We start from the raw sequence: 22,554 nt of genomic DNA, 5'->3' as shown, positions 1-22,554 counted from the left end.
TATTCGTATCACGCCTTAGCCCTTAGGAGACGTAATGAGTGTGCCGCTGAGTCCTGGCCCACGTAACGGCATCTTGTCCCTGACCATCAAGGACAAGTCGGTGCTGTACGCCGCTTATATGCCGTTCATCAAGAATGGTGGCTTGTTCATTCCCACCAGCAAAAGCTACAAGCTGGGCGACGAAGTGTTCATGTTGCTCAACCTGATGGATGAGCCGGAAAAGATCCCGGTGACCGGTAAAGTCACCTGGATCACGCCCAAAGGCGCCCAAGGCAATCGGGCCGCAGGTGTCGGCGTGCAATTCAACGACGGCGACAACGCTGCCCGCAATAAGATCGAAACGTATCTGGCCGGCGCTCTTAAGTCGGATCGTCCCACCCACACGATGTAGTTGCCACTTTGACCATGCTTGTAGATTCCCATTGCCACCTCGACCGTCTTGATCTCGCCTCCCACGCAGGCTCGTTGGACGCTGCCCTTGATGCCGCGAGGGCAAGAGGCGTTGGGCATTTTCTGTGCATCGGGGTCAGTGCTGAAAACGCTGGCGCGGTCAAAGCCTTGGCCGAGCGGTATGACGACGTGGATTGTTCGGTGGGCATTCACCCACTAGACCTGAAGCCGGGCGCGGCGCCTGCGCTGGATTGGTTACTGGCAGAGCTAAACCACCCTCGCGTGGTGGCGATTGGCGAGACCGGGCTCGATTATCATTACGAGCCTGAAGCCGCGGAGCTTCAGCAGGGGTCGTTTCGCTTGCACCTAGAAGCTGCCAATCTGACCGGCAAGCCCGTGATCGTCCATACCCGGGGTGCCCGTGCTGACACCCTGGATTTGCTGCGTGAAGCCGCGCTGCCACAAGGCGGTGTGCTGCATTGCTTTACTGAAGACTGGGACATGGCCAAAGCGGCGCTGGACCTGGGCTTCTATATTTCACTGTCCGGCATCGTTACCTTCCGCAATGCCGACGCTTTGCGAGACGTGGCCCGACAGGTGCCGGTGGATCGCTTGTTGGTTGAAACCGACTCGCCGTATCTGGCACCAATCCCTTATCGGGGCAAGCCAAACCTGCCGCAATACGTACGCGAAGTAGCTGAATACCTGGCGATGCTACGCGGCGAGACCTACGAACGTTTTGCCGAGCAAACCACCGAGAACTTCGCACGCCTGTTCCCGTTGGCCCACCTCAAGCGCTGACGACCTGCTCAACGCTCACTAAGTGTAGGGGCCAACTTGTTGGCGAGGCGTTTTCAGTGGTGTTCATAGGGCTTCGCCAGCAACTTGGCTCATACAGATGCAGAGGTCGATTTTGCGCAAATTACAGGCAAAAAAAACCCGGGTTCTGGGGGGTGAATCCGGGTTAAGACCATTAGGAGTAAACAAAGGCACACGATCCGTTGGTGCCTTTATTGGCGCGCCACTTGGGGGAGATGCCGCGCCAACGAATTAAGTATTGATCACGATCGCCGGGCGTCCAGCCCAATTCGGATGTTTCTTAAACGGATTTGGAATACCTGGGCTTCAATTGAGTTCTCACAGAACAGCCAATTCGCGCACCAGCGCCAATGTTTCGTCGATCACCCGGGATTCTGTATAAAAATGCGGGGAAAAACGAATGCCGGGCCCGCGCTGCACGCAAACCACCTGATGCTGCTTAAGGTGCTCGAATAACGCCGAGTTCTCTACCCCATCCAGACTAAACGACAAAATACCTGCGCGCCGGGCAGGGTCTTTTGAAGTATGCAAGCGAGCGCCTGGAATTGAACTCAGCCCTTCTTCCAGCCACACAATGCGCTCAGCGATGGCTTTGCCAACCTGGTCCATGCCTACCTCTTCAAGCAAGGAGAGGCTTGCTTCAAGCGCCATGCTGCCCAGCACGTTAGGGCTGCCGCATTCGAAACGCCTGGCCGACAAGGCCGGCTCCCATGTGGTGCGGTTGTAATCGCCCATGTGCTCAAGCATGTGCCAGCCGAATTCGCTCAACTTCAGCTGTGGTCGCAATTGGGCGCGGCAATAGAACACCCCCAAGCCCTCAGGACCCAGCAGCCACTTGTGGCCGTCGGCCATGGCGAAGTCACATTGGCTGGCTTGAACGTCAAACGGCAAAGCACCCAAGTGCTGGATAGCATCAATGCAGAACAACACGTTGCGCTGCTGGCAGCCTTTGCCCAACGCTTCCAGGTCGAGGCGCAGGCCGGTGGCAAATTGCACCGCGCTGATCGACAGCAAGCGTGTGCGAGGACCGCAAGCGGCAAGCAATGCGGCTTCCGGGTCGTCCACTTTGAGGCTGACCTGAATCACTTCCACGCCTTGAGGTTTCAGCGCCTCCCAGACGATACGGTTGGACGGAAACTCTTCATCGCTGATGACGATTTGATCGCCGCTTTTCCAGTCCAGTCCAAACGCAACGAACGACAGGGCTTCCGATGTATTTTTGACCAGCGCGATGTCATCGGTCGAAGGCGCATTCAGCAGGCGCATCAAGCGTTCACGAAGGCGCTGTTCTACTATCATCCAGTCTGGATAATCCCGCGCGCCGAGTAAAACGTTCTCCTGGGCAAAGCGAGTGACGGCAGTTGCGGCGCGTTTTGGCCATGGAGCCACAGCCGCGTGGTTTAAATATCGCAGGCCTGGGGCTTGTGTAAATTCATCAAGAAACGTAGACATGGTCGGATGATCCGTGCAATTTGGCGCAAGTTAGGCAGAATACGCGGCTTCGATTTTGACCACCAACAGACCTTTTCTTATGCAGAAAGAACCTCGTAAGGTCCGTGAGTTTCGTAGCCGCGAGCAAGAAATTCTCGATACCGCGCTAAAGCTGTTCCTCGATCAAGGTGAAGACAGTGTCACCGTCGAGATGATCGCTGATGCCGTGGGTATCGGCAAAGGCACCATCTATAAGCACTTTAAGTCGAAGGCGGAGATTTACCTGCGCCTGATGCTCGACTACGAGCGCGATCTGAACGAGTTGCTCCACTCTGCCGACGTCGACAAGGATAAGGAAGCTTTATCCCGCGCCTACTTCGAATTCCGCATGCGTGATCCTCAGCGCTACCGATTATTCGATCGTCTGGAAGAAAAAGTGGTCAAGGGCAATCAAGTGCCAGAGATGGTGGTGGAGTTGCACAAGATCCGTGCCTCTAACTTTGAGCGCTTGACCTTGTTGATCGAAGGTCGAATCAACGAAGGCAAGCTGGAAGATGTGCCGCCGTATTTCCACTTCTGCGCCTCGTGGGCGTTGGTGCATGGCGCTGTTGCGCTCTACCACTCGCCGTTCTGGAGTAATGTGCTTGAAGATCAGGAAGGTTTCTTCCAGTTCCTGATGGACATCGGCGTGCGCATGGGCAACAAACGCAAGCGTGACACCGATACCCCGCCGAGCAGTTGAGTCATTCGGCAGTGTTCGCTAAAACTTGATATCTTAGTCAAGTTTTAGCGGGTCCCCCTTTCTCTGCCGGAGCTGCCCATGATCGTCGACCGCCAAGGCAGGCAATTTCGCAATTTGCGAATAAGCCTGACGTCCGCCTGCAACTACGCGTGTACCTACTGTGTGCCTAACGGTAAGCGCCTGATTGCCGCGCAGGATGAGCTGTCGGCCAATGCCATGGCGCGGGGTGTGGCGTACCTGATCGAGGCCGCGGGCATTGAGCGTCTGCGCATAACCGGTGGCGAGCCGCTGGTCAGTCCGAAACTGGAATCCTTTATGGGTCAGGTCGGGCAGATGGGCTTGGCTGACATCAGCCTGACGACCAATGGCCAACTTCTTGCTCGCAAGTTGCCATTGTTAATCGACGCCAATATTCGTCGGCTCAATGTGTCCCTCGATACGCTGGACCCCGTCGCCTTTCGCACCATCGCCCGTGGCGGCGATTTAGTTACCGTGCTCGACGGCATGACCCAGGCGAGCGCAGTCGGGATTAAAATCAAGGTCAATATGGTGCCGTTGCGCGGGGCAAACCTCGATCAGGTGATGCCGATGCTCGACTATTGCCTTGAGCGGGGCTACGAGCTGCGTTTTATCGAATTGATGCGTATGGGGCATCTGGCCAGCGATTCAAATGGCTTTGTGCAGCAATTTGTCAGCCTGCAACAGTTGCTGACCCTGATCGGTGAGCAGTACGAATACCTTCAGGCCGACGCACCCGTGGATGCCACGGCCGTGCGTTATCAAATCCCCGGCAAAGGTTTTTTTGGCGTAATCGCCAACGAAAGCGTGCCGTTTTGCCGGACATGTTCACGCTTGCGCCTGTCCAGTACGGGTTGGTTGCACGGCTGTCTGTCGTCCAGCAACCGCCATTACGTCGGCGACCTGCTGGACAAACCCCGCCACGAAGCCCTGCCAGCGCTGCAACGGCTGTTGGTCAAAGCATTGGGCGACAAGCAGGAAGTCGCGTTTTCAGGCGGCGCTACGGTGATGAAGATTATTGGGGGTTAGGTGTGATTTGGGCGCAGATCCCGATTTTCCTCATTCGGTCCTTGCAAATGGCCTAAGATGAAATATCATCTTCTAGGTCGCTTTACCGATGAAATATCATGCATAAGCATTCCGGTTTACTATCTGACCGTTCTCAGCAATTACTGAGCATGCTGGGGGAAAATATCGATCTCGCTAGAAAGCGTCGGCGGTTGCAAGTGGACACTATTTGTAAACGGGCCGGAATCACTGGTCAAACCTACCAGCGCTTAAAAAAAGGTGAGAAGGGCGTTTCCCTGGGAGTACTGATGAACGTACTCAGCGCATTGGACATGGAAGAGATGATTAGCGCATTGGCAGCGCCAGAGCTGGACCTTACCGGGCTGGCGCATGAGCGGGCGCTGCAACCTGCCCGCGTCCACGAAGGAGATTCTGATGGCAATCTGGACCCCGATTGGTAGTGCGTTTGTCTATTCAGCGCACGCAGATGGCGACCCCGTCCCGGTCGGGCAAATCGCCATTCAGGCCAGAGGGTTTGCGTTCAGATACGCAAACAGCTGGCTTGCAAGCCCGGAATCTTTTGCACTGGACCCGCTTAATTTGCCGTTGAGCGAGCAACAACTCAGTTCGCCCAAACTATGGGGCGCGTTCGAGGACTCAACCCCTGATAACTGGGGAAGGAAGGTTCTTCTCGCGACGCACAAACAGCATCCTCAAAACGAGATTGAATGGCTGCTCGCTTCTCGTGGAGCAGGGGTGGGTTGTCTGCTGTTCAGTGCTTCTCGCCATCAGCTTCCTCCGCTTCATGAGGCTCCACCTTTTGAAATCCTGGAGAAGCTCCTTCTTGCTGCTGAGCAGATTGATCAAGGTAATTATCATCCCAGTGACGAAATGGCCAAATTATTGGAATACGGCTCGTCCATGGGCGGTGCCCGGCCCAAAGTAACCGTTCATTTTCGTGGCGGGGAATGGATTGCAAAGCTTGGTCGGCGCGATGATATTTTTGACCAGGCAAGAGCAGAATTCGCAACGCTGAACATGGCCGAGGCTGCGGGCGTTGTGGTTCCTGAGCACGAGTTGCTGGAAGTAGCCGGCCGTGCGGTGCTGCTGGTGAAACGTTTTGACCGACAGCGCGCAGGCCGAAGTCACTACCTTAGCGCCTATGCGTCGATCAATACGCACCGGATGCGAGTGGGCGATAATGATGGCCCTATGAGTTATCTGCGAATTGCAGACGTGCTAAAGAAAATCAGTGACGACGCGTTGGAGGACCTGGGTGATCTGTACCGACGCATGGCTTTCAATGTGCTGATCGGCAATACCGACGATCACCTTCGCAACCATGGATGCCTGATGGTCGGAACTGGCACCTACCGTCTTTCGCCTGCATTCGATCTGATACCCCATCCTAATGAACCTGGCTTACAGGCTTTGATCATTGGCCAGCAAGGTAGATTGTCCACTCTGGATAATTTGCTTAGTGCTCCTGAGCGTTTCGGACTCCATCGAGATCAGGCAAAGCAGATAATTGTCGATATAGGCAATGTCACGGAGCGCGCCGATCAATTTCTCAAAGATGCAGGTATGAATGCGCAGGACATAGCCGTTCTGTCACAAGTGTGCCAGCGATTTAACACTCAAATCAGAAGCTGGTAATAACCTTACCCCTTTTTCCTCCGGTGGCGCGGAAGCTGCATTAGTCGCTTATTCGCCGGTTTTCCGTCACCGGCACCTGGAGGGGATGATGCGTAGCCTGGTTTTGCTACTGACGCTGTTGTCGTTAAGTGGCTGCATGAGTATCAGCGACATGGGGCAGGGTGCTCATGATCAGTTGAGTGATGCGGGCTTGCTCGATCACAGCAACACCAATAGAGCCTACAACCGCCGCTTGCAGCCAGACTCTTTCATCTATATTGCCCAAGGTGCGTTCGTACCACCTGGCAACGCCTACCCGCGGCCAAACGTCGTCGCCGAAGAAGCTTTCGATGGTTTCATCGAGTACTTCCCCATGGTCCGCCGCGCTAAAGCGCCTATGGGCCTTGACGAGGCGTTGACTGAAGCTCGGGCCGCCGGTGCCAACTATCTGCTGTACACCCGTTTCGCCAAGGCTGATGACCGGATCGGCAACAGCGACGAGTGGAGCGATCAGCAAGCCGTCGACCGTCTGGGCGTCGACAGCGGCGTGATCCAGTTGATGGTGATTGAAACCACTACCCGTTATCTCATCGATACGGCGCGTATTCGTACTCGCGGCGGATTGCTGACGATGCGCAATACCAAACCTGAAGATTTGCTTGGTCCCCCCTTGGCGGATTACGCTCGTAGCCTGATGGGTGTCAGTCTCAATCCCCCTTAAGGACCAATACGATGAGTGATTCGGGCAAGGCCAATGATCTATTTGCACAGATTCCCAAATCAAAGGGACTGCCGCCCGTTCACCTGTGGAACCCCGATTTCTGCGGTGATATCGATATGCGTATCGCCCGAGACGGGACTTGGTATTACTTGGGGACGCCAATAGGCCGTAAGCCTATGGTCCGCTTGTTCTCCACCATTATGCGTCGCGACGATGACGATTACTTCCTGATCACGCCCGTGGAGAAAGTTCGGATCAAGGTCGACGACGCGCCGTTTGTGGCTGTCAGTCTTGAGGTCGAAGGCGAGGGCGAACAGCAAGTTCTGCGTTTCACCACGAACGTTGACGATGAGACCGAAGCAGGTCCCGAGCATTTTTTGCGGGTAGAAACAGACCCGCAAACCCAGGAACCCGCGCCCTATATCCATGTGCGGGTCAACCTGGAGGCGCTGATTCACCGCAATGTCTTCTATCAACTGGTGGAACTGGCGCAGACCCGGGAGATCGACGGTCAGCGCTGGTTAGGGGTGTGGAGCCACGGTGAATTTTTCCCCATCGGCCTGGAACCATGATCTGACCGTCGGAATTGCCTGTCAGTACCTCGACGGTTAAAGTGCCGGTCCCTGATTCACCTGAGGCTTTTGCATGACCCAGTCCTTTGATATTGCCGTGATCGGCGCCACCGGCACTGTCGGCGAAACCCTCGTGCAGATTCTTGAAGAACGTGATTTTCCTGTTAGTAATCTGCACCTTCTGGCGAGCGTTGAATCGGCGGGTCATTCCGTGCCTTTCCGCGGCAAGAACGTGCGTGTGCGTGAGGTGGATGAATTCGATTTCGGCAAAGTGCAAATCGTATTCTTCGCCGCTGGCCCTGCAATTACCCGCAGCTATGCCTCACGTGCCACCGCTGCTGGCTGCATGGTGATTGATCTGGCGGCGGGCTTGCCGGTGGAGCAAGCTCCCAACGTTGTCCCGGAAATCAATGCAGCCTTGTTGGGCGCACTGAAAAAACCCTATCAAGTCGCCAGCCCAAGCCCCTCTGCAACGGCATTGGCCGTAGCAATAGCCCCGTTGCGCGGCTTACTGGACATCGTGCGGGTTAATGTAACTGCGTGCCTGGCCGTTTCCAGTCAAGGCCGGGAAGGTGTGGCGGAACTGGCTCGGCAGACGGCCGAGCTGCTCAATGTCCGACCAATGGAGCCGCGGTTTTTTGACCGCCAGATGGCCTTTAATTTACTCGCTCAAGTGGGTACTCCCGACGCACAAGGGCATGTACCGCTTGAGAAGCGTCTGCTGTCTGAGTTGCGTGAATTGCTCGCGCTGCCTTTACTGAAGATTTCCGTCAGTTGTATTCAAGCGCCGGTGTTTTTCGGCGATAGCTTTAGTGTTTCGCTGCAGACCAGCGAGGCGGTGGATCTGGCCGCGGTCAATGCTGCGCTAAACGCTGCGCCGGGTATCGAACTGGTCGAGGCCGGTGATTACCCTACCGCTGTGGGCGATGCAGTAGGGCAGGATGTGGTCTATATCGGGCGAGTCCGTGGGGGAATTGACGACCCTGCGGAACTTAACTTATGGATCACATCTGATAATGTTCGTAAGGGTGCCGCTTTGAATGCTGTGCAAGTGGCTGAATTGTTGATAAAAGACCCCATGTAAAAGATACTTGGCAACAATTAATGAATCACTTTGGCTTGACGATCTAAGCAGGCTTTACCTTCTCGGTTGCCGAGGAATATTCAGACAAGGGATGGGCTATGGTTCAGGTTCGTAAACTGGTATTAGCAATAGCTGCCGCTTCGGCCTTGTCGTCCGGTATGGCAAATGCCCTGGGTCTCGGGGATTTGACCCTGAAGTCGACCCTGAACCAGCCGCTGAACGCGGAAATCGAGTTGCTCGATGCCCGTGACTTGAACGCCGCTCAGGTCATTCCGAGCCTGGCCACATCGGCTGACTTCGCCCATGCAGGGGTTGATCGGCAAGCCTTTCTTGACGACTTGACCTTTACCCCGGTAATTAACGCCAGCGGTAAAAGTGTATTACGGATCACGTCAAGCAAGCCGGTTCGCGACCCGTACATGAAATTCCTGGTACAGGTTCTTTGGCCTAACGGCCGACTATTGCGCGAGTACAGTGTGTCGCTGGATCCGCAAAAAGCTGTTCCTGGGCCAGCCGCTCCGGCGCCAGTAGCTGCACAGCCTCAAGTGATTACGCCTGCCCAGACCCAAGCGCCTGCCGCAGCGGATACACCGCCAGCGCCAACTGCGGCGGTGCTGCCTGCACCGACCCCTGCCGTTGAAGCCAAGCCGACCGAGTACACCACCGCCAGGCACGACAGGTTGTGGGATATTGCTGCGCGGGTCCGCAATGGCGGTTCGGTTCAGCAAAACATGCTGGCCATTCAGGCGCTGAACCCAGGGGCGTTCATCAACGGCAATATTAACCGACTGAAAATCGGTGAAGTGCTGCGCCTCCCTGATCAGCAACAAGTTGCCGCCACCCCACAACCGCAAGCTGTCGCACAAGTGGCTGAGCAAAACCTGGCTTGGCGTCAGCGTCGCAGTTTACCCTCCAAGGCACGCCAGGTGGACGCGACCCGGCACGCCAAAGCCGACGCCGCCCCGGCCAATGTTGAGACCAGGGACAACCTGAGTTTAGTGTCGGGTGACACTAAGTCCCGTAGAAAAGGTGCGGCCGGTGACAGCAAGGCGCTTAATAATCAGTTGGCGGTGGCCAAGGAAAACCTCGACACAACCCGCCGTGACAATGCCGAACTGAAAAGCCGCATGACCGATCTGCAGAGTCAGCTGGACAAGCTGCAACGGTTGATTCAGCTGAAGAACGATCAATTGGCAAAAATGCAGGCTCAGAGCGGGGCTGCCCCGGCGGCTACCGACACAGCGCCAGCCGTCGGATCGCCGCCGGCGTTGCCAGCCGCATTGGTCGCCGGAACGCCTGCACCGGCTGCCGACGCCCCAGTGAAGCCTGCCGGTGAGATCGCGCCGGAAGACGCGATGCCACCTCCCGGTGCGCAAACCACCGCAGCCCCCGAGGTGGCGCCGATTGCCCCTGCCCCTGGTGGGCTGGTGGACAACGCCGACACCGACAGTGCGATGAGCAAGCTGCTCGCCAGCCCAATGCTGTTGGGCCTGGTAGGGGGCGGCGCGCTGCTGATTATCTTGCTGTTATTGCTGCTTTTGGCCAGGCGCCGCAATGCCCAGCAGGAGGCAGAAAAACACAAGCGCATGGCGCGTGCACTGGCCGAAGAGTCAGAGTTTGCGAGCGACATGGACTTGCCGGAATCCAGCTTCGAAGGCCTGGATGTTGCGCCCCCAAACGTAAAGCTGGCGCCGGTGCCCGCGGCAGTGCCGGCACCGGTGATCGCAGAACCCGTACGTGAACGTTCAACTGATGCCCTTGATCAGGCAAACGTGCATGTGGCTAATGGCCGTCTGAATCAGGCCGCCGAATTATTGGAAGAGGCCATCAAGTATGAGCCTCAGCGCAGCGAGCTGCGCCTGAAGCTGATGGAGATTTACGCGGAGCAGGGCGACAGCAGTGGCTTCACCGCCCAAGAGCGCAAGCTAGTGGCCAACGGTAAAAACTACGCGGAGGTGGAACAGCTGAAAAGCCGCTTTCCGATGATGCTGATGGCGGGCGCAGGCGCGGGCCTGGGGGCTGCAGCGCTGGCTGCGGAGTTGGATGATGATTACGTCAAGAATCTGATGCTCGACACGGCTGAAGCGCCGGTGCCAGCGCCAGCACCCGTCGTTGCACCGGTTGTGCCGCCTGCACCCGCTCCGGTACCACCGGCTGATGAACTCGATACCTTCGACCACGATTTCGATTTAAGCCTGGACGAACTCGAAGAAGCTTCTCCGACAATCGTCGAAGATCCGACGGTGCCGGTGCTGGACGAGCCCGCGCTCGAAGACGATGAGCTGAGTTTTGAGTCGGTGTTGCCTGAACAGAGCGAAGCCAGACAAACAATGCCTGACGATTTGGCTGACTTTGATTTGGACCTGTCTGAGGAGCCGCCTTCATTGACCGCCGAGGATGATTTCCTCCTCAGCCTCAAGGACGATCTGCGCGAGCTGCCTGCATTTGATGACACGCCCGCGATTGATCCGGCTGCGACCTCCAAAGCGCCACATGACGATATGGATTTGCCTGACGACTTCGACCTGTCGCTAGCGGATGACATCGAGGCCGACCCGACACCCAATGCGTTCACTACCGAACTTGATGACGTCAACGCTGAGCTGGACCGTCTGTCCGAGCGCATGGATCAGCCGCCCGGAGCCCCGTTGCCCGTGTCCAAACCGTTCGCGACGCCGCCAGGCTTTACCGCCGACGATGCGTTGGATGCAGACGATGAGCCTGAATTCGATTTCCTTGCCGGCACCGATGAAGCAGCGACCAAGCTTGATTTGGCCCGTGCCTACATCGAAATGGGCGACAGCGACGGTGCCCGAGACATTCTTGATGAAGTGGTGGGTGAGGGTGATGAAGCCCAGAAAACCGAAGCACGGGAAATGCTCGCCAGCCTGCATTGACACCTTTCGTACAAAAAACAGACCCCGCGTGGCGCTGGACCCACGGGGCCGTATAATGAACGCCATCACGGAAACGAAAATGGCGTAAGTTATTGAAAAATATCACAACTGCGGCAGACGAAATGGCTGGCGCCGGTTTTTCCAGAATTGCGTTGGGTGTCGAGTACAAGGGTTCGCGTTACAGCGGCTGGCAGCGTCAGGCTTGCGGCGTGCTAACCGTTCAGGAAACCCTCGAAAAAGCGCTGTCCAAAGTCGCCGATGGTCCGGTCTCGCTGCTCTGCGCCGGGCGCACCGATGCTGGCGTGCATGCCTGCGGGCAGGTGGTGCACTTTGATACTCAGGCCGAGCGTTCACTGAAGGCCTGGGTCATGGGCGCCAATATCAATTTACCCCACGACATCAGCGTCAGCTGGGCCAAGGTCATGCCCGCGCATTTTCATGCGCGCTTCAAGGCAATTGCTCGGCGTTACCGCTACGTCATTTATAACGACCCGATCAGGCCGGCCCATTTGGGCGAGGAAGTCACCTGGAACCATCGCCCGCTGGATGCCGAGCGCATGCACCTGGCGGCGCAGTATCTGGTGGGTACCCATGATTTCAGTGCGTTCCGGGCGGGGCAATGCCAGGCCAAATCACCTATCAAGCAGATGCATCACCTGCGGGTCACGCGGCATGGGCAGATGATTGTGATCGATGTCCGGGCCAATGCGTTTCTGCACCATATGGTGCGCAACCTGGCGGGCGTCTTGATGACCATCGGCACGGGCGAGCGCCCCATCGAATGGGCCAGGGAAGTATTGGAGAGTCGAGTGCGTCGTACCGGCGGTGTTACGGCGCATCCATACGGTTTGTATCTGGTGCAAGTGCAGTACCACGACGAATTTGACTTGCCGAAGCGTTACATTGGCCCACACTTTCTGACGGGCTTCACTGAACTTGACGGCTGACGCCCGGAAAAGCATTTGTTAACATCTGGGGCTTTCCTGAACCGAGCGTGAGGTTTTCACGATATGTCAGCCGTTCGCAGCAAGATCTGCGGGATTACTCGCATAGAAGATGCGCTGGCCGCCGTAGACGCGGGTGCAGATGCCATCGGTTTTGTGTTTTATGCCAAAAGCCCCCGGGCTGTAACCGCGGTGCAGGCGCGGGAAATCATCGCCGCTCTGCCGCCGTTCGTGACCACGGTTGGATTGTTCGTTGATGTCAGCCGCTGTGAGCTGACCGAAATCCTTGAAGTGGTGCCGTTGGATCTTCTGCAGTTTCACGGTAACGAAACAGCCGAAGACTGCGAGGGTTATCACCGGCCCTACATCAAGGCGTTGCGCGTGCAGGCGGGTGACGATATCGCCGCCAGTTGCCGTGCGTACCCCAAGGCCAGCGGCATATTGCTCGATACGTATGTGGCTGGCGTACCCGGTGGTACAGGCGAAGCGTTCGACTGGTCATTGATTCCGCAGAACCTCAGTAAACCGATTATTTTGGCGGGCGGTCTGAACGCGGCCAACGTTGCCCAGGCCATCGCCCAGGTCAGACCTTACGCGGTGGATGTCAGCGGCGGGGTGGAGGCGAGTAAGGGCATTAAGGATCACGCCAAAATCCGCGCGTTCATAGACACGGTGCACGGTTCTTGAATGCCGATAAATGAGGTGATGTGACGGTTGGCGTATAGCCACCGTCCATGAACCTTGCGCAGCGAAAGCGTGCGGGCATCGAATGAGAGGCGACGAAGCAGTTGCGCGTCGTCACAATGGTGGGTGATGTGGGTTAATTTCAGGCAGGTTCGGCACGACTCGACCCTTGTATGGCCCCAACATCACTGCACATATGAATTTAGCTTAAGGGCATACGCGGGGCTGTTGATCGCCCCAGCGTTCGAGCCATCGGTACTGGAGAAAGAAAGCATGAGCAACTGGTTGGTAGACAAACTGATCCCTTCGATCATGCGTTCCGAGGTGAAAAAAAGCTCGGTGCCAGAAGGGCTTTGGCATAAGTGCCCGTCTTGTGATGCGGTGCTTTATCGTCCCGAGTTGGAAAAGACCCTGGACGTCTGCCCCAAATGCAACCACCACATGCGGATCGGTGCACGCGCGCGGCTGAACATCTTCCTCGATGCTGACGGCCGTGCCGAATTGGGCGCAGAGCTTGAGCCGGTGGATCGCCTGAAGTTTCGCGACGGCAAAAAGTACAAGGATCGCCTGGTGGCTGCGCAGAAGCAGACCGGCGAGAAAGATGCACTGATTTCCATGAGTGGCACCCTGCTGGGCATGCCAGTAGTGGCTTGCGCCTTCGAGTTTTCATTCATGGGCGGTTCCATGGGCGCCATCGTCGGTGAGCGTTTTGTTCGCGCTGCCAACTACGCGCTGGAAAATCGCTGCCCGATGATCTGTTTCGCCGCTTCCGGTGGTGCGCGGATGCAGGAAGCCCTGATCTCGCTGATGCAGATGGCCAAGACCTCGGCGGTGTTGGCGCGTCTTCGTGAGGAAGGCCTGCCGTTCATCTCGGTACTGACTGACCCGGTTTACGGCGGTGTATCCGCCAGCCTGGCCATGCTCGGCGACGTGATTGTTGCAGAACCTAAAGCGCTGATCGGCTTCGCTGGCCCGCGGGTGATCGAGCAAACCGTGCGTGAAAAACTGCCAGAAGGCTTCCAGCGCAGCGAATTCCTGCTGGCCCACGGCGCTATCGACTTGATCGTGCATCGTCAGGAACTGCGTCCACGCCTGGGTAATCTGCTGGCTCAGTTCATGAACCTGCCGACACCCAAGTTCGTCGCAGCGCCGATCGAACCGATGGTTGTGCCACCGGCCCCGGCCACTGTATGACGGTGCGGACCCTGGGCGACTGGCTCGCCTACCTTGAGCAACTGCATCCCGTGGCCATCGATATGGGCCTGGAGCGTTCGCAAAAGGTAGCGCGTGCGCTGGGCTTGACCCGGCCAGCGCCTCGGGTAATCACGGTAACGGGCACTAACGGTAAAGGTTCTACCTGCGCGTTTGTCGCTTCATTGATTCAGGCGCAGGGCCTTAAAGTCGGCGTCTACAGCTCTCCGCACCTGCTGCGTTATAACGAGCGGGTACACGTGCAGGGCGTCGAAGCCACCGATGACGAACTGTGTGCGGCCTTCGCCGCAGTAGAAGCAGCGCGCGGCGACGTTTCCCTTACCTACTTCGAAATGGGCACGCTGGCGGCCTTCTGGTTGTTCTCCCGTGCTGCCTTGGACGCCGTGGTACTGGAAATCGGTCTCGGTGGCCGTTTGGATACCGTCAACATAATAGATGCCGACCTGGCGCTGGTTACCAGCATTGGTGTCGATCATGTTGATTATCTAGGGGATAGCCGTGAGTCAGTCGCCTACGAAAAAGCCGGAATCTTCCGTGAGGGGCGCCCCGCACTCTGTGGCGACCTCGATCCTCCCGCACCGTTGCTCGACCGCGCTAAAGAACTCAATTGCCCGCTTCTGTTACGTGGCCGGGATTTCGATCTCGACGTAACCGACAGCGTCTGGCATTGGCGCGGCCGTGATGCGCAGGGTCAGTCAATCGAGCTGCGGGATTTGCCGTTGCTTGATCTGCCCATGGAAAACGCCGCATTGGCACTGCAGGCGTACGCTTTGCTTGGGTTGCCTTGGGAGCCGGCGCAGCTCATTGCCGCGCTCCGTCGCACCCGCATGGTGGGTCGCCTGGACCGGCGTCAGGTCAATTGGCAGGGCAAGTCACTGCAGTTGATGCTGGATGTCGGTCATAATCAACACGCCGCGCATTATCTGGCGCAACGCTTGGCGGCGCGTCCGGTCATTGGCAGGCGTCTGGCGGTGTTTGGATTGCTGTCAGACAAAGACTTGCCCGGCGTGCTGAGCGAGTTAACCGATAGCATTGATGAGTGGGCGGTTGCGCCACTGCCGACGCCTCGCAGCTACGCCGCTGCTGACTTGCACGCGGCATTGCAGAACCTTGGTGCGAGGGTGACGTCTTACCCAAGTATTGCGTTAGCCTTGGATGCCCAGTGCGCCAACGCGACCGCGGACGATGAGCTTCTGCTGTTCGGTTCTTTTTATTCTGTTGCCGAGGGTCTGGAATGGCTGGCCCGGTACGCCAAGGAGGAAGTTGCAAATGGCTTTGCTGGCTAACGTGTTCAAGCAGCGCATGGTCGGTGCATTGGTACTGATTGCGTTGGCGGTGATCTTTTTGCCGATGCTGTTTTCCCGTCAAGACGAAACGCGGCGCGTGCATGTCGAGGTGCCTGCCACCCCGCCAGCGCCGACGACGACCGAGATCAAAGTCGATCCGGTCGCCGTTCCAGAGCCGCAACCACTGCCACAGGAACCTGTGCCCAGTGATGAAGAGCTGGCTCGCGGACCTGCGCAAACCGCGCCAGTGCCTGCGATGCAGCCGCTGCCAACGCCCGCCGCAGGTACCAAAACAGCCCAGACCCCCGTCGCGAAGACTGTGTCGGCGCCACCTGCAGCAGCACCGGCCAAGCCAGCGGCTGCCGATGCCAGCCATGTCGACGTCAATGGATTGTCGGTCAGTTGGTCGGTGCAATTGGCCAGTCTGTCCAATCGTGACAGCGCCGACGCCATGCAGAAGTCCCTGCGAGCCCAAGGCTATAACGCCTACATTCGCACCTCGGATGGCATGAATCGGGTGTTTGTCGGTCCGTTGATCGAGCGCGCTGAAGCGGATCGGTTGCGTGACCAGTTAGGCAAACAGCAGAAACTCAAAGGTTTCGTGGTGCGCTTCCAGCCTGAGCGCGGCTAAGCCAGTAGCTAAAATCAGACGTCTATTCGCGTCCCATTGGTAATCGCTGCTTACCGACAGGCAAGGGCTCTGCTAAAATGCGCCGCCTTATCCGTCTGTAGGCTGCAACGTGCCATTTACTCCGGTTGACTGGGCGATCATTGCGATCATCGTCATCTCCGCTTTGATCAGTTTGAAGCGCGGCTTCGTCAAGGAAGCATTGTCGCTGCTCACCTGGATCATTGCCGGCGCAGTTGCCTGGATGTTCGGCGGGTCGCTTTCGCAGTACCTTGTGACGTATATAGAAACACCTTCAGCGCGCGTGATCGCGGGCTGCACCATCCTTTTTGTCGCCACCCTGTTGGTAGGCGCCATGGTCAATTTTCTTATCGGCGAACTGATTCGCGTCACCGGGCTTTCCGGGACCGATCGTTTTCTGGGCATGGTCTTCGGCGCTGCGCGCGGGGGCCTGCTGGTAGTTGTAGCGGTAGGGCTGTTGAGCCTGGGGCCGGTGCAACAAGATCAATGGTGGCAACAGTCGAAACTGCTGCCACAATTTCTATTGGTTGCTGACTGGTCAAAAAACCTGATTTTAGGTTTCTCCAGCAAGTGGCTAGCCAGCGGTATCAGCCTACCGGCCGATCTGCCGTTCAAGGATCACCTCTTGCCGTCTGCAAAGCCGTAAGAAGTGCCCGGTATTCCAGTTTCACTCAGTAGGGGTTGCGTCGCATGTGTGGCATCGTCGGTATCGTCGGTAAGTCGAACGTCAATCAGGCGCTGTATGACGCGCTAACCGTCCTCCAGCACCGCGGCCAGGACGCTGCCGGTATCGTAACCAGCCATGACGGCCGGTTATTCCTGCGCAAGGACAATGGGTTGGTCCGTGATGTGTTCCACCAGCGCCATATGCAGCGCTTGGTCGGCCACATGGGCATCGGCCATGTGCGGTATCCCACCGCGGGCAGTTCGACTTCGGCCGAGGCTCAACCGTTTTACGTCAACTCGCCGTACGGCATCACGTTGGCCCACAACGGCAACCTGACCAACGTCGAGCAACTGGCCAAGGAGATTTACGAATCTGACCTGCGCCACGTCAATACCAACTCTGATTCGGAAGTGTTGCTCAATATCTTCGCTCATGAGTTGGCCCAGCGCGGCAAGCTCCAGCCGACCGAAGAAGACGTGTTCGCTGCCGTGAGTGACGTGCATCACCGTTGCCGTGGCGGTTACGCCGTGGTTGCGATGATCACCGGTTATGGCATCGTCGGTTTCCGTGATCCGGACGCCATTCGTCCGATCGTTTTCGGTCAGCGGCATACCGACGAAGGCGTCGAATACATGATCGCCTCGGAAAGCGTGGCGCTGGACGTACTCGGCTTCACCCTGATCCGGGATCTGGCGCCGGGCGAAGCGGTTTACATCACTGAAGACGGCAAGCTGCACACCCGTCAGTGCGCGACCAACCCGAAATACGCTCCGTGCATCTTTGAACACGTCTACCTGGCGCGTCCGGATTCGATCATCGACGGTATCTCGGTCTACAAAGCGCGTCTGCGCATGGGCGAGCGTCTGGCGGACAAGATTTTGCGCGAACGTCCAGATCACGACATCGACGTGGTTATCCCGATCCCGGACACCAGCCGTACCGCTGCGCTGGAACTGGCCAACCATTTGGGCGTGAAATTCCGCGAAGGCTTCGTCAAGAACCGTTACATCGGCCGGACCTTCATCATGCCGGGGCAGGCTGCGCGTAAAAAATCCGTACGCCAGAAGCTCAACGCCATTGAACTGGAGTTCCGCGGCAAAAACGTGATGTTGGTGGATGACTCCATCGTACGCGGCACCACCTGCAAGCAGATCATCCAGATGGCTCGGGAAGCGGGCGCGAAGAATGTGTATTTCTGCTCGGCGGCACCCGCTGTTCGCTACCCGAACGTTTATGGTATCGACATGCCAAGCGCCCATGAGTTGATCGCCCATAACCGCAGCACTCAGGATGTTGCCGACCTGATAGGCGCCGACTGGCTGATCTATCAGGACCTCAGCGACCTGATCGAAGCGGTAGGCGGCGGCAAGGTCAAAATTGACAACTTCGATTGCTCGGTATTCGATGGCAAATATGTGACAGGCGATATTGACGCTCACTACCTGCAAAAGATTGAACAGGCGCGTAACGACGCGTCCAAGGTAAAGACCCAGGCAGTCAGCGCGATTATCGATCTGTACAACAACTAAAGGGAGAGACGGCATGACGCACGAATGGGATGCCGGTCGGCTGGACAGTGACCTTGAAGGCGTGGGTTTCGATACCCTCGCCGTGCGTGCGGGTCAGCATCGCACCCCGGAAGGCGAACACGGTGATCCGATGTTCTTCACTTCCAGCTATGTGTTCCGTACCGCCGCAGACGCCGCGGCGCGGTTCTCGGGTGAAGTGCCGGGTAACGTTTACTCGCGCTACACCAACCCCACCGTGCGTTCCTTCGAAGAGCGCATTGCCGCCCTTGAAGGGGCAGAGCAAGCGGTCGCCACCGCTACGGGCATGGCGGCGATTCTCGCCATCGTCATGAGCCTGTGCAGCGCCGGCGATCATGTGTTGGTGTCGCGCAGTGTGTTTGGCTCGACCATCAGCCTGTTCGAAAAGTACTTCAAGCGCTTTGGCATTGAAGTCGATTACGTACCGCTGGCCGACGTGTCCGGCTGGAACGCAGCGATCAAGGCCAATACCAAATTACTGTTTGTCGAATCACCTTCCAACCCTTTGGCTGAGCTGGTGGATATCGCGGCATTGGCCGAAGTAGCCCACGCCAAAGGTGCGCTGCTGGTGGTCGACAATTGTTTCTGTACCCCCGCGCTGCAACAGCCGTTGTTGCTGGGCGCCGACGTGGTGGTGCATTCGGCCACCAAGTTTATCGACGGCCAGGGCCGTTGCATGGGCGGAGTGGTCGCGGGTCGCAGCGAACTGATGAAAGAAGTGGTCGGCTTCCTGCGTACGGCGGGACCGACGTTGAGCCCTTTCAATGCCTGGATTTTCCTCAAGGGGCTGGAAACCTTGAATTTGCGCATGCGTGCCCACTGCGCCGGCGCACAGGTGCTGGCCGAATGGCTTGAGCAGCAGGACGGTATCGAGAAGGTCCATTACGCCGGCCTTAAAAGTCACCCGCAACATGAGTTGGCCAAGCGTCAGCAGAAGGGTTTTGGTGCGGTGGTCAGCTTTGAAGTCAAGGGCGGCAAAGAGGGCGCCTGGCGCTTTATCGATGCCACGCGGTTGATTTCCATCACCGCCAACCTCGGCGACAGCAAAACCACGATCACTCACCCAAGCACCACGTCCCATGGCCGTTTGGCGCCTCAAGAGCGCGAGGCGGCGGGTATTCTGGACAGCTTGATCCGGGTCGCAGTCGGCCTCGAAGATGTTGCTGACTTGCAGGCGGATCTGGCACGTGGTTTGGCGGCCTTGTGAATGACTGGGCGGTAGAAGCCACCCTTGCCAGTAACGGCAAGGTTGCTTTGGTCACGGGCGCGGCACGGGGCATTGGCTTGGGCATTGCTGCCTGGTTGATCTCCGAAGGCTGGCAAGTGGTGCTCACCGACCTGGACCGCGAACGCGGCGCGAAGGTGGCGACGGTGCTGGGCGAGAACGCCTTGTTCATCGCCATGGACGTCTCCAGCGAAGAGCAAGTCAAGGCGGGTGTGGCCGAAGTGCTCGGGCAATTCGGTCGCCTCGACGCGTTGGTGTGCAACGCTGCGGTGGCCGATCCCCACAACACCATCCTGGAAACCCTGACCCTGTCCTACTGGAACCGCGTTTTAGCGGTCAATCTCAGTGGGCCAATGTTGCTGGCCAAGCACTGCGCGCCGTACTTGCGCGCCCACTGCGGCGCCATCGTTAATCTGACCTCGACCCGAGCCGCCCAGTCGGAGCCGGACACCGAGGCCTATGCCGCGAGCAAGGGCGGCTTGCTGGCCCTGACCCACGCCTTGGCCATCAGCCTGGGGCCAGAGATCCGCGTCAACGCTGTCAGCCCCGGCTGGATCGATGCCCGTGACCCTTCAGTTCGCCGTGCCGAGCCGCTATCAGAGGCTGACCACGCTCAGCACCCGGCGGGCAGGGTAGGGGCGGTGGAAGACGTGGCAGCGATGGTGGCCTGGCTGCTGTCGAAAAACGCCGGGTTCGTCACCGGACAAGAGTTTGTCGTCGACGGCGGGATGACGAAAAAAATGGTGTATGCGTGATGGGAGGGAGCGACAAGCTTCAAGCGGTAAGCTGCAAGTTAGAAGCGGATTGCATCGTGCTTTTGGCTTGTAGCATGAAGCTTGTCGCTTGACGCTGTTTTTGCGCTGATTTCAAAAAACTTCAACGGGGCTATTGACTTAGGTTCGATACCCACGTAAATTTCGCGGCCTCAACGAAGCAAAGGGTGATTAGCTCAGCTGGGAGAGCAGCTGCCTTACAAGCAGCGGGTCGGCGGTTCGATCCCGTCATCACCCACCACTTCTTGAGGCTTTCGCGAGAAAGCTGGACGCAAGTCCAACCAACAATGCGCAGCGGTAGTTCAGTCGGTTAGAATACCGGCCTGTCACGCCGGGGGTCGCGGGTTCGAGTCCCGTCCGCTGCGCCATATTCTTCAGGTTCGCCTTGTGCGGCCTGAGACTGGAACGCTTCTAAAGCGGTCCTTTTAGGGTTACAAGGAAACAGGCTCTCGAAAGCCGGTTTCAAATGAGTTCATCGGATGCAAGTCCGAGCGACACGCAGCGGTAGTTCAGTCGGTTAGAATACCGGCCTGTCACGCCGGGGGTCGCGGGTTCGAGTCCCGTCCGCTGCGCCATACATGTGCAGCTGGTTCATTCGTGAACCGGCAACACGCTGAAAAACCCGCCGAGTGCGGGTTTTTCAGTTTCTGGAGTTTGTATTCCGGATCAATTCGGCATTGCCGTGTAGAATCCCCAATAGTCAGCCAGGTCGACCGTATTTCCGAACGGCGTTGATCCCACGCTATCCTTGATGCAGACTGACTCCCCCGTATTATAGATATACAGTTTTGCCGTCAGTTTTTTCTCCCAGGATTTTGAATGTCTAAATTACCGAGCTTTCGTACCGCATGCTGGGCCACCGCCCTGCTGGCCGCCGCAGGCTGCTCGTCGCAGAAGCCTGCGGTGTATGAGCATGAAAATTTCGACGACTCCGGGACGTTTTCGAGGAATTACCCGGTCACTGATGCTACCTCCTGCGAGGCGGCGCGTCGTGCCTTGCTCAGCCAGGGTTACATCATCACCAGTAATGATCCCAAAGTAATCAGCGGGCACAAAAGTTTCCAGCAAACCGGTGAAACCCACATGGAGATCAGCTTCAGTGTGGTCTGTGCTTCGGACGGCACGACCAAGGGCGCCACCATGTTCGCTAACGCCCTGCAGGACCGCTACGCGCTGAAGAAGGTCAATAACTCGGCCAGCCTCGGTGTCGGCGTATTGGGCTCGTTGTCGATGCCTATCGGCTCCACTGACGACTCCATGGTCAAGGTGGCCAGCGAAACGGTAGCTTCACCGAAATTTTACGACCGCTTCTTTGGGCTGGTGGAAAACTTCCTGCCGCCTGAAGTGAAAAAGGCCGCGAATATTCCTGAAAAGCCGAAAACTGATCTGGGCATGCCAGAGCCTGTAGCCCACGCTGCGACCCCGGCCGCTGCGTTGGCTGACAGTAAACCTGCGCCGACAGCCCCAATCCCGGCTAAAGAGCCTGCGGTAGAGGCCGCTCCAGCGGCTGATATCAGCGAACCGGTGCCCGCGCCCGCTGAGCCCGAGGCGATTAAGGCGGAAATTGTTACCCCCGCTCCGACACCTGAGCCTGCTGCTGCCCCTACTGCCGAGCCTGCCCCGGCGCCGATTCCGGCACCTACGCCTGAGGCCGCTCCAGCGTCAGCCGCGACTGAAGCACCGAAAACGCCATAAGTTGCGATAACGTCAGAATGGCTGTTATCAGACAATGCATAACTTACTGACTTAAAAGTTAATCTGTAGGAGATGCCGAAGGCTGCGATTCGACCGGGAACCGGTCGCCCTTGTGAACCGCCGAAGGGGTGCCAGCCGCCCGCGACCCCGGCCTATCGCAGCCTTCGGCAGCCCATACAGAGACCGTGTTTGCGGCGCGGTTGGCGACCCCCTACAGCGGATACGGGTTTTACCCCAGAAACATCGTGTAGGCCGGGTTCTCGCTTTCATCCCAGTATGGGTAGCCGATTTCCGCCAACGCGGCCGGAATCAGGTGCCGCTCGTCTTCCGGCACCACCAGCCCGGCCACCACGCGACCGTCTGCCGCGCCGTGGTTACGGTAATGGAACATCGAGATATTCCACTGCCCGCCCAGTTTATTGAGGAAATTGAACAGCGCGCCGGGACGCTCCGGGAACTCGAAACGGAACACCACTTCATCGCTGACCCGAGCCGCATGGCCACCGACCATGTGCCGAATATGCAGCTTGGCCAGTTCGTTATCGGTCAGGTCCA

Annotated in this window: 21 protein-coding genes, 3 tRNA genes and 1 pseudogene; 23 read left to right on the top strand and 2 right to left on the bottom strand. The window is 57.7% G+C overall.

Features of this window, described 5'->3' with window-relative positions; all coding sequences use genetic code 11:
- Positions 1 to 34 precede the first annotated feature (34 nt).
- Together JWR17_RS09905 and JWR17_RS09900 are read left to right on the top strand one after the other, a co-directional pair.
- Positions 35 to 391, top strand: a complete 357-nt coding sequence (locus tag JWR17_RS09905; RefSeq protein ID WP_299830723.1) for a PilZ domain-containing protein — start codon at positions 35 to 37, stop codon at positions 389 to 391.
- A gap of 14 nt (positions 392 to 405) precedes the next feature.
- Complete coding sequence (locus JWR17_RS09900) at positions 406 to 1,191, top strand: TatD family hydrolase (protein ID WP_299830721.1); 786 nt, start codon at positions 406 to 408, stop codon at positions 1,189 to 1,191.
- Positions 1,192 to 1,527: 336 nt separating this feature from the next.
- Here the strand turns inward: JWR17_RS09900 and JWR17_RS09895 are convergent, their stop codons facing one another.
- Positions 1,528 to 2,661, bottom strand: coding sequence for an aminotransferase class V-fold PLP-dependent enzyme (locus JWR17_RS09895; RefSeq protein ID WP_299830719.1), 1,134 nt, complete (start codon positions 2,659 to 2,661; stop codon positions 1,528 to 1,530).
- A 79-nt stretch (positions 2,662 to 2,740) separates the two neighbouring features.
- Here JWR17_RS09895 and JWR17_RS09890 point away from each other — a divergent pair, with 79 nt between their 5' ends.
- The 21 genes from JWR17_RS09890 to JWR17_RS09790 all read left to right on the top strand — a co-directional run bounded on the left by JWR17_RS09890 (position 2,741) and on the right by JWR17_RS09790 (position 21,999).
- Positions 2,741 to 3,382, top strand: coding sequence for a TetR/AcrR family transcriptional regulator (locus JWR17_RS09890; protein ID WP_299830717.1), 642 nt, complete (start codon positions 2,741 to 2,743; stop codon positions 3,380 to 3,382).
- Between the two features lie 78 nt (positions 3,383 to 3,460).
- Positions 3,461 to 4,429: a radical SAM protein gene (locus tag JWR17_RS09885; protein WP_299830715.1), complete on the top strand. Its 969-nt coding sequence runs from the start codon at positions 3,461 to 3,463 to the stop codon at positions 4,427 to 4,429.
- A 98-nt stretch (positions 4,430 to 4,527) separates the two neighbouring features.
- A complete protein-coding gene (locus tag JWR17_RS09880) occupies positions 4,528 to 4,869 on the top strand; it encodes a helix-turn-helix transcriptional regulator (RefSeq protein WP_299830713.1) in 342 nt (113 codons plus the stop codon).
- The gene (locus tag JWR17_RS09875; protein WP_299830711.1) at positions 4,844 to 6,064 is read left to right on the top strand and encodes a type II toxin-antitoxin system HipA family toxin; all 1,221 of its coding nucleotides are present in this window, start codon (positions 4,844 to 4,846) and stop codon (positions 6,062 to 6,064) included. Before JWR17_RS09880 ends, JWR17_RS09875 begins: the two co-directional genes overlap by 26 nt.
- 88 nt (positions 6,065 to 6,152) lie before the next feature.
- The gene (locus JWR17_RS09870; RefSeq protein ID WP_299830709.1) at positions 6,153 to 6,764 is read left to right on the top strand and encodes a DUF4823 domain-containing protein; all 612 of its coding nucleotides are present in this window, start codon (positions 6,153 to 6,155) and stop codon (positions 6,762 to 6,764) included.
- Positions 6,765 to 6,775: 11 nt separating this feature from the next.
- Complete coding sequence (locus JWR17_RS09865; protein ID WP_299830707.1) at positions 6,776 to 7,336, top strand: DUF1285 domain-containing protein; 561 nt, start codon at positions 6,776 to 6,778, stop codon at positions 7,334 to 7,336.
- Between the two features lie 73 nt (positions 7,337 to 7,409).
- Positions 7,410 to 8,420 carry an aspartate-semialdehyde dehydrogenase gene (locus JWR17_RS09860; RefSeq protein ID WP_299830705.1) on the top strand — a complete coding sequence of 337 codons (1,011 nt, stop codon included), beginning with the start codon at positions 7,410 to 7,412 and terminating at the stop codon, positions 8,418 to 8,420.
- A 98-nt stretch (positions 8,421 to 8,518) separates the two neighbouring features.
- Positions 8,519 to 11,317 carry a FimV/HubP family polar landmark protein gene (locus JWR17_RS09855; RefSeq protein WP_299830703.1) on the top strand — a complete coding sequence of 933 codons (2,799 nt, stop codon included), beginning with the start codon at positions 8,519 to 8,521 and terminating at the stop codon, positions 11,315 to 11,317.
- Positions 11,318 to 11,439: 122 nt separating this feature from the next.
- Positions 11,440 to 12,264: a tRNA pseudouridine(38-40) synthase TruA gene (truA, locus tag JWR17_RS09850; protein WP_299830735.1), complete on the top strand. Its 825-nt coding sequence runs from the start codon at positions 11,440 to 11,442 to the stop codon at positions 12,262 to 12,264.
- Between the two features lie 63 nt (positions 12,265 to 12,327).
- Complete coding sequence (locus tag JWR17_RS09845; protein WP_299830701.1) at positions 12,328 to 12,948, top strand: phosphoribosylanthranilate isomerase; 621 nt, start codon at positions 12,328 to 12,330, stop codon at positions 12,946 to 12,948.
- Between the two features lie 270 nt (positions 12,949 to 13,218).
- Positions 13,219 to 14,139: an acetyl-CoA carboxylase, carboxyltransferase subunit beta gene (gene accD, locus JWR17_RS09840; RefSeq protein ID WP_299830699.1), complete on the top strand. Its 921-nt coding sequence runs from the start codon at positions 13,219 to 13,221 to the stop codon at positions 14,137 to 14,139.
- Positions 14,136 to 15,443: a bifunctional tetrahydrofolate synthase/dihydrofolate synthase gene (folC, locus tag JWR17_RS09835; protein ID WP_299830697.1), complete on the top strand. Its 1,308-nt coding sequence runs from the start codon at positions 14,136 to 14,138 to the stop codon at positions 15,441 to 15,443. The genes accD and folC overlap by 4 nt, the downstream gene beginning before the upstream one ends.
- Positions 15,427 to 16,074 carry an SPOR domain-containing protein gene (locus JWR17_RS09830; RefSeq protein WP_299830695.1) on the top strand — a complete coding sequence of 216 codons (648 nt, stop codon included), beginning with the start codon at positions 15,427 to 15,429 and terminating at the stop codon, positions 16,072 to 16,074. The genes folC and JWR17_RS09830 overlap by 17 nt, the downstream gene beginning before the upstream one ends.
- A gap of 109 nt (positions 16,075 to 16,183) precedes the next feature.
- Positions 16,184 to 16,738, top strand: a complete 555-nt coding sequence (locus JWR17_RS09825; RefSeq protein ID WP_299830692.1) for a CvpA family protein — start codon at positions 16,184 to 16,186, stop codon at positions 16,736 to 16,738.
- Positions 16,739 to 16,782: 44 nt separating this feature from the next.
- A complete protein-coding gene (gene purF, locus JWR17_RS09820; RefSeq protein WP_299830690.1) occupies positions 16,783 to 18,288 on the top strand; it encodes an amidophosphoribosyltransferase in 1,506 nt (501 codons plus the stop codon).
- 13 nt (positions 18,289 to 18,301) lie between these two features.
- Positions 18,302 to 19,513, top strand: coding sequence for an O-succinylhomoserine sulfhydrylase (locus JWR17_RS09815; protein ID WP_299830688.1), 1,212 nt, complete (start codon positions 18,302 to 18,304; stop codon positions 19,511 to 19,513).
- Entirely contained in the window at positions 19,510 to 20,286 is a 777-nt protein-coding gene (locus tag JWR17_RS09810; protein ID WP_299830686.1) for an SDR family oxidoreductase, read from the top strand. Before JWR17_RS09815 ends, JWR17_RS09810 begins: the two co-directional genes overlap by 4 nt.
- A gap of 183 nt (positions 20,287 to 20,469) precedes the next feature.
- Positions 20,470 to 20,545, top strand: a tRNA-Val gene (locus JWR17_RS09805).
- A gap of 50 nt (positions 20,546 to 20,595) precedes the next feature.
- A tRNA-Asp gene (locus JWR17_RS09800) sits at positions 20,596 to 20,672 on the top strand.
- 130 nt (positions 20,673 to 20,802) lie between these two features.
- A tRNA-Asp gene (locus tag JWR17_RS09795) sits at positions 20,803 to 20,879 on the top strand.
- Positions 20,880 to 21,123: 244 nt separating this feature from the next.
- Entirely contained in the window at positions 21,124 to 21,999 is an 876-nt protein-coding gene (locus JWR17_RS09790) for a DUF2242 domain-containing protein (RefSeq protein WP_299830684.1), read from the top strand.
- Between the two features lie 229 nt (positions 22,000 to 22,228).
- Here the strand turns inward: JWR17_RS09790 and JWR17_RS09785 are convergent.
- Positions 22,229 to 22,554, bottom strand: a pseudogene (locus JWR17_RS09785) (threonine ammonia-lyase, biosynthetic); the annotation flags it as partial.

It is taken from the genome of Pseudomonas sp., from assembly GCF_028293835.1.
GTDB lineage: Bacteria > Pseudomonadota > Gammaproteobacteria > Pseudomonadales > Pseudomonadaceae > Aquipseudomonas.
The sequence above is the reverse complement of the archived record's forward strand: the minus strand, read 5'-3'. Positions and strand labels throughout refer to the sequence as shown.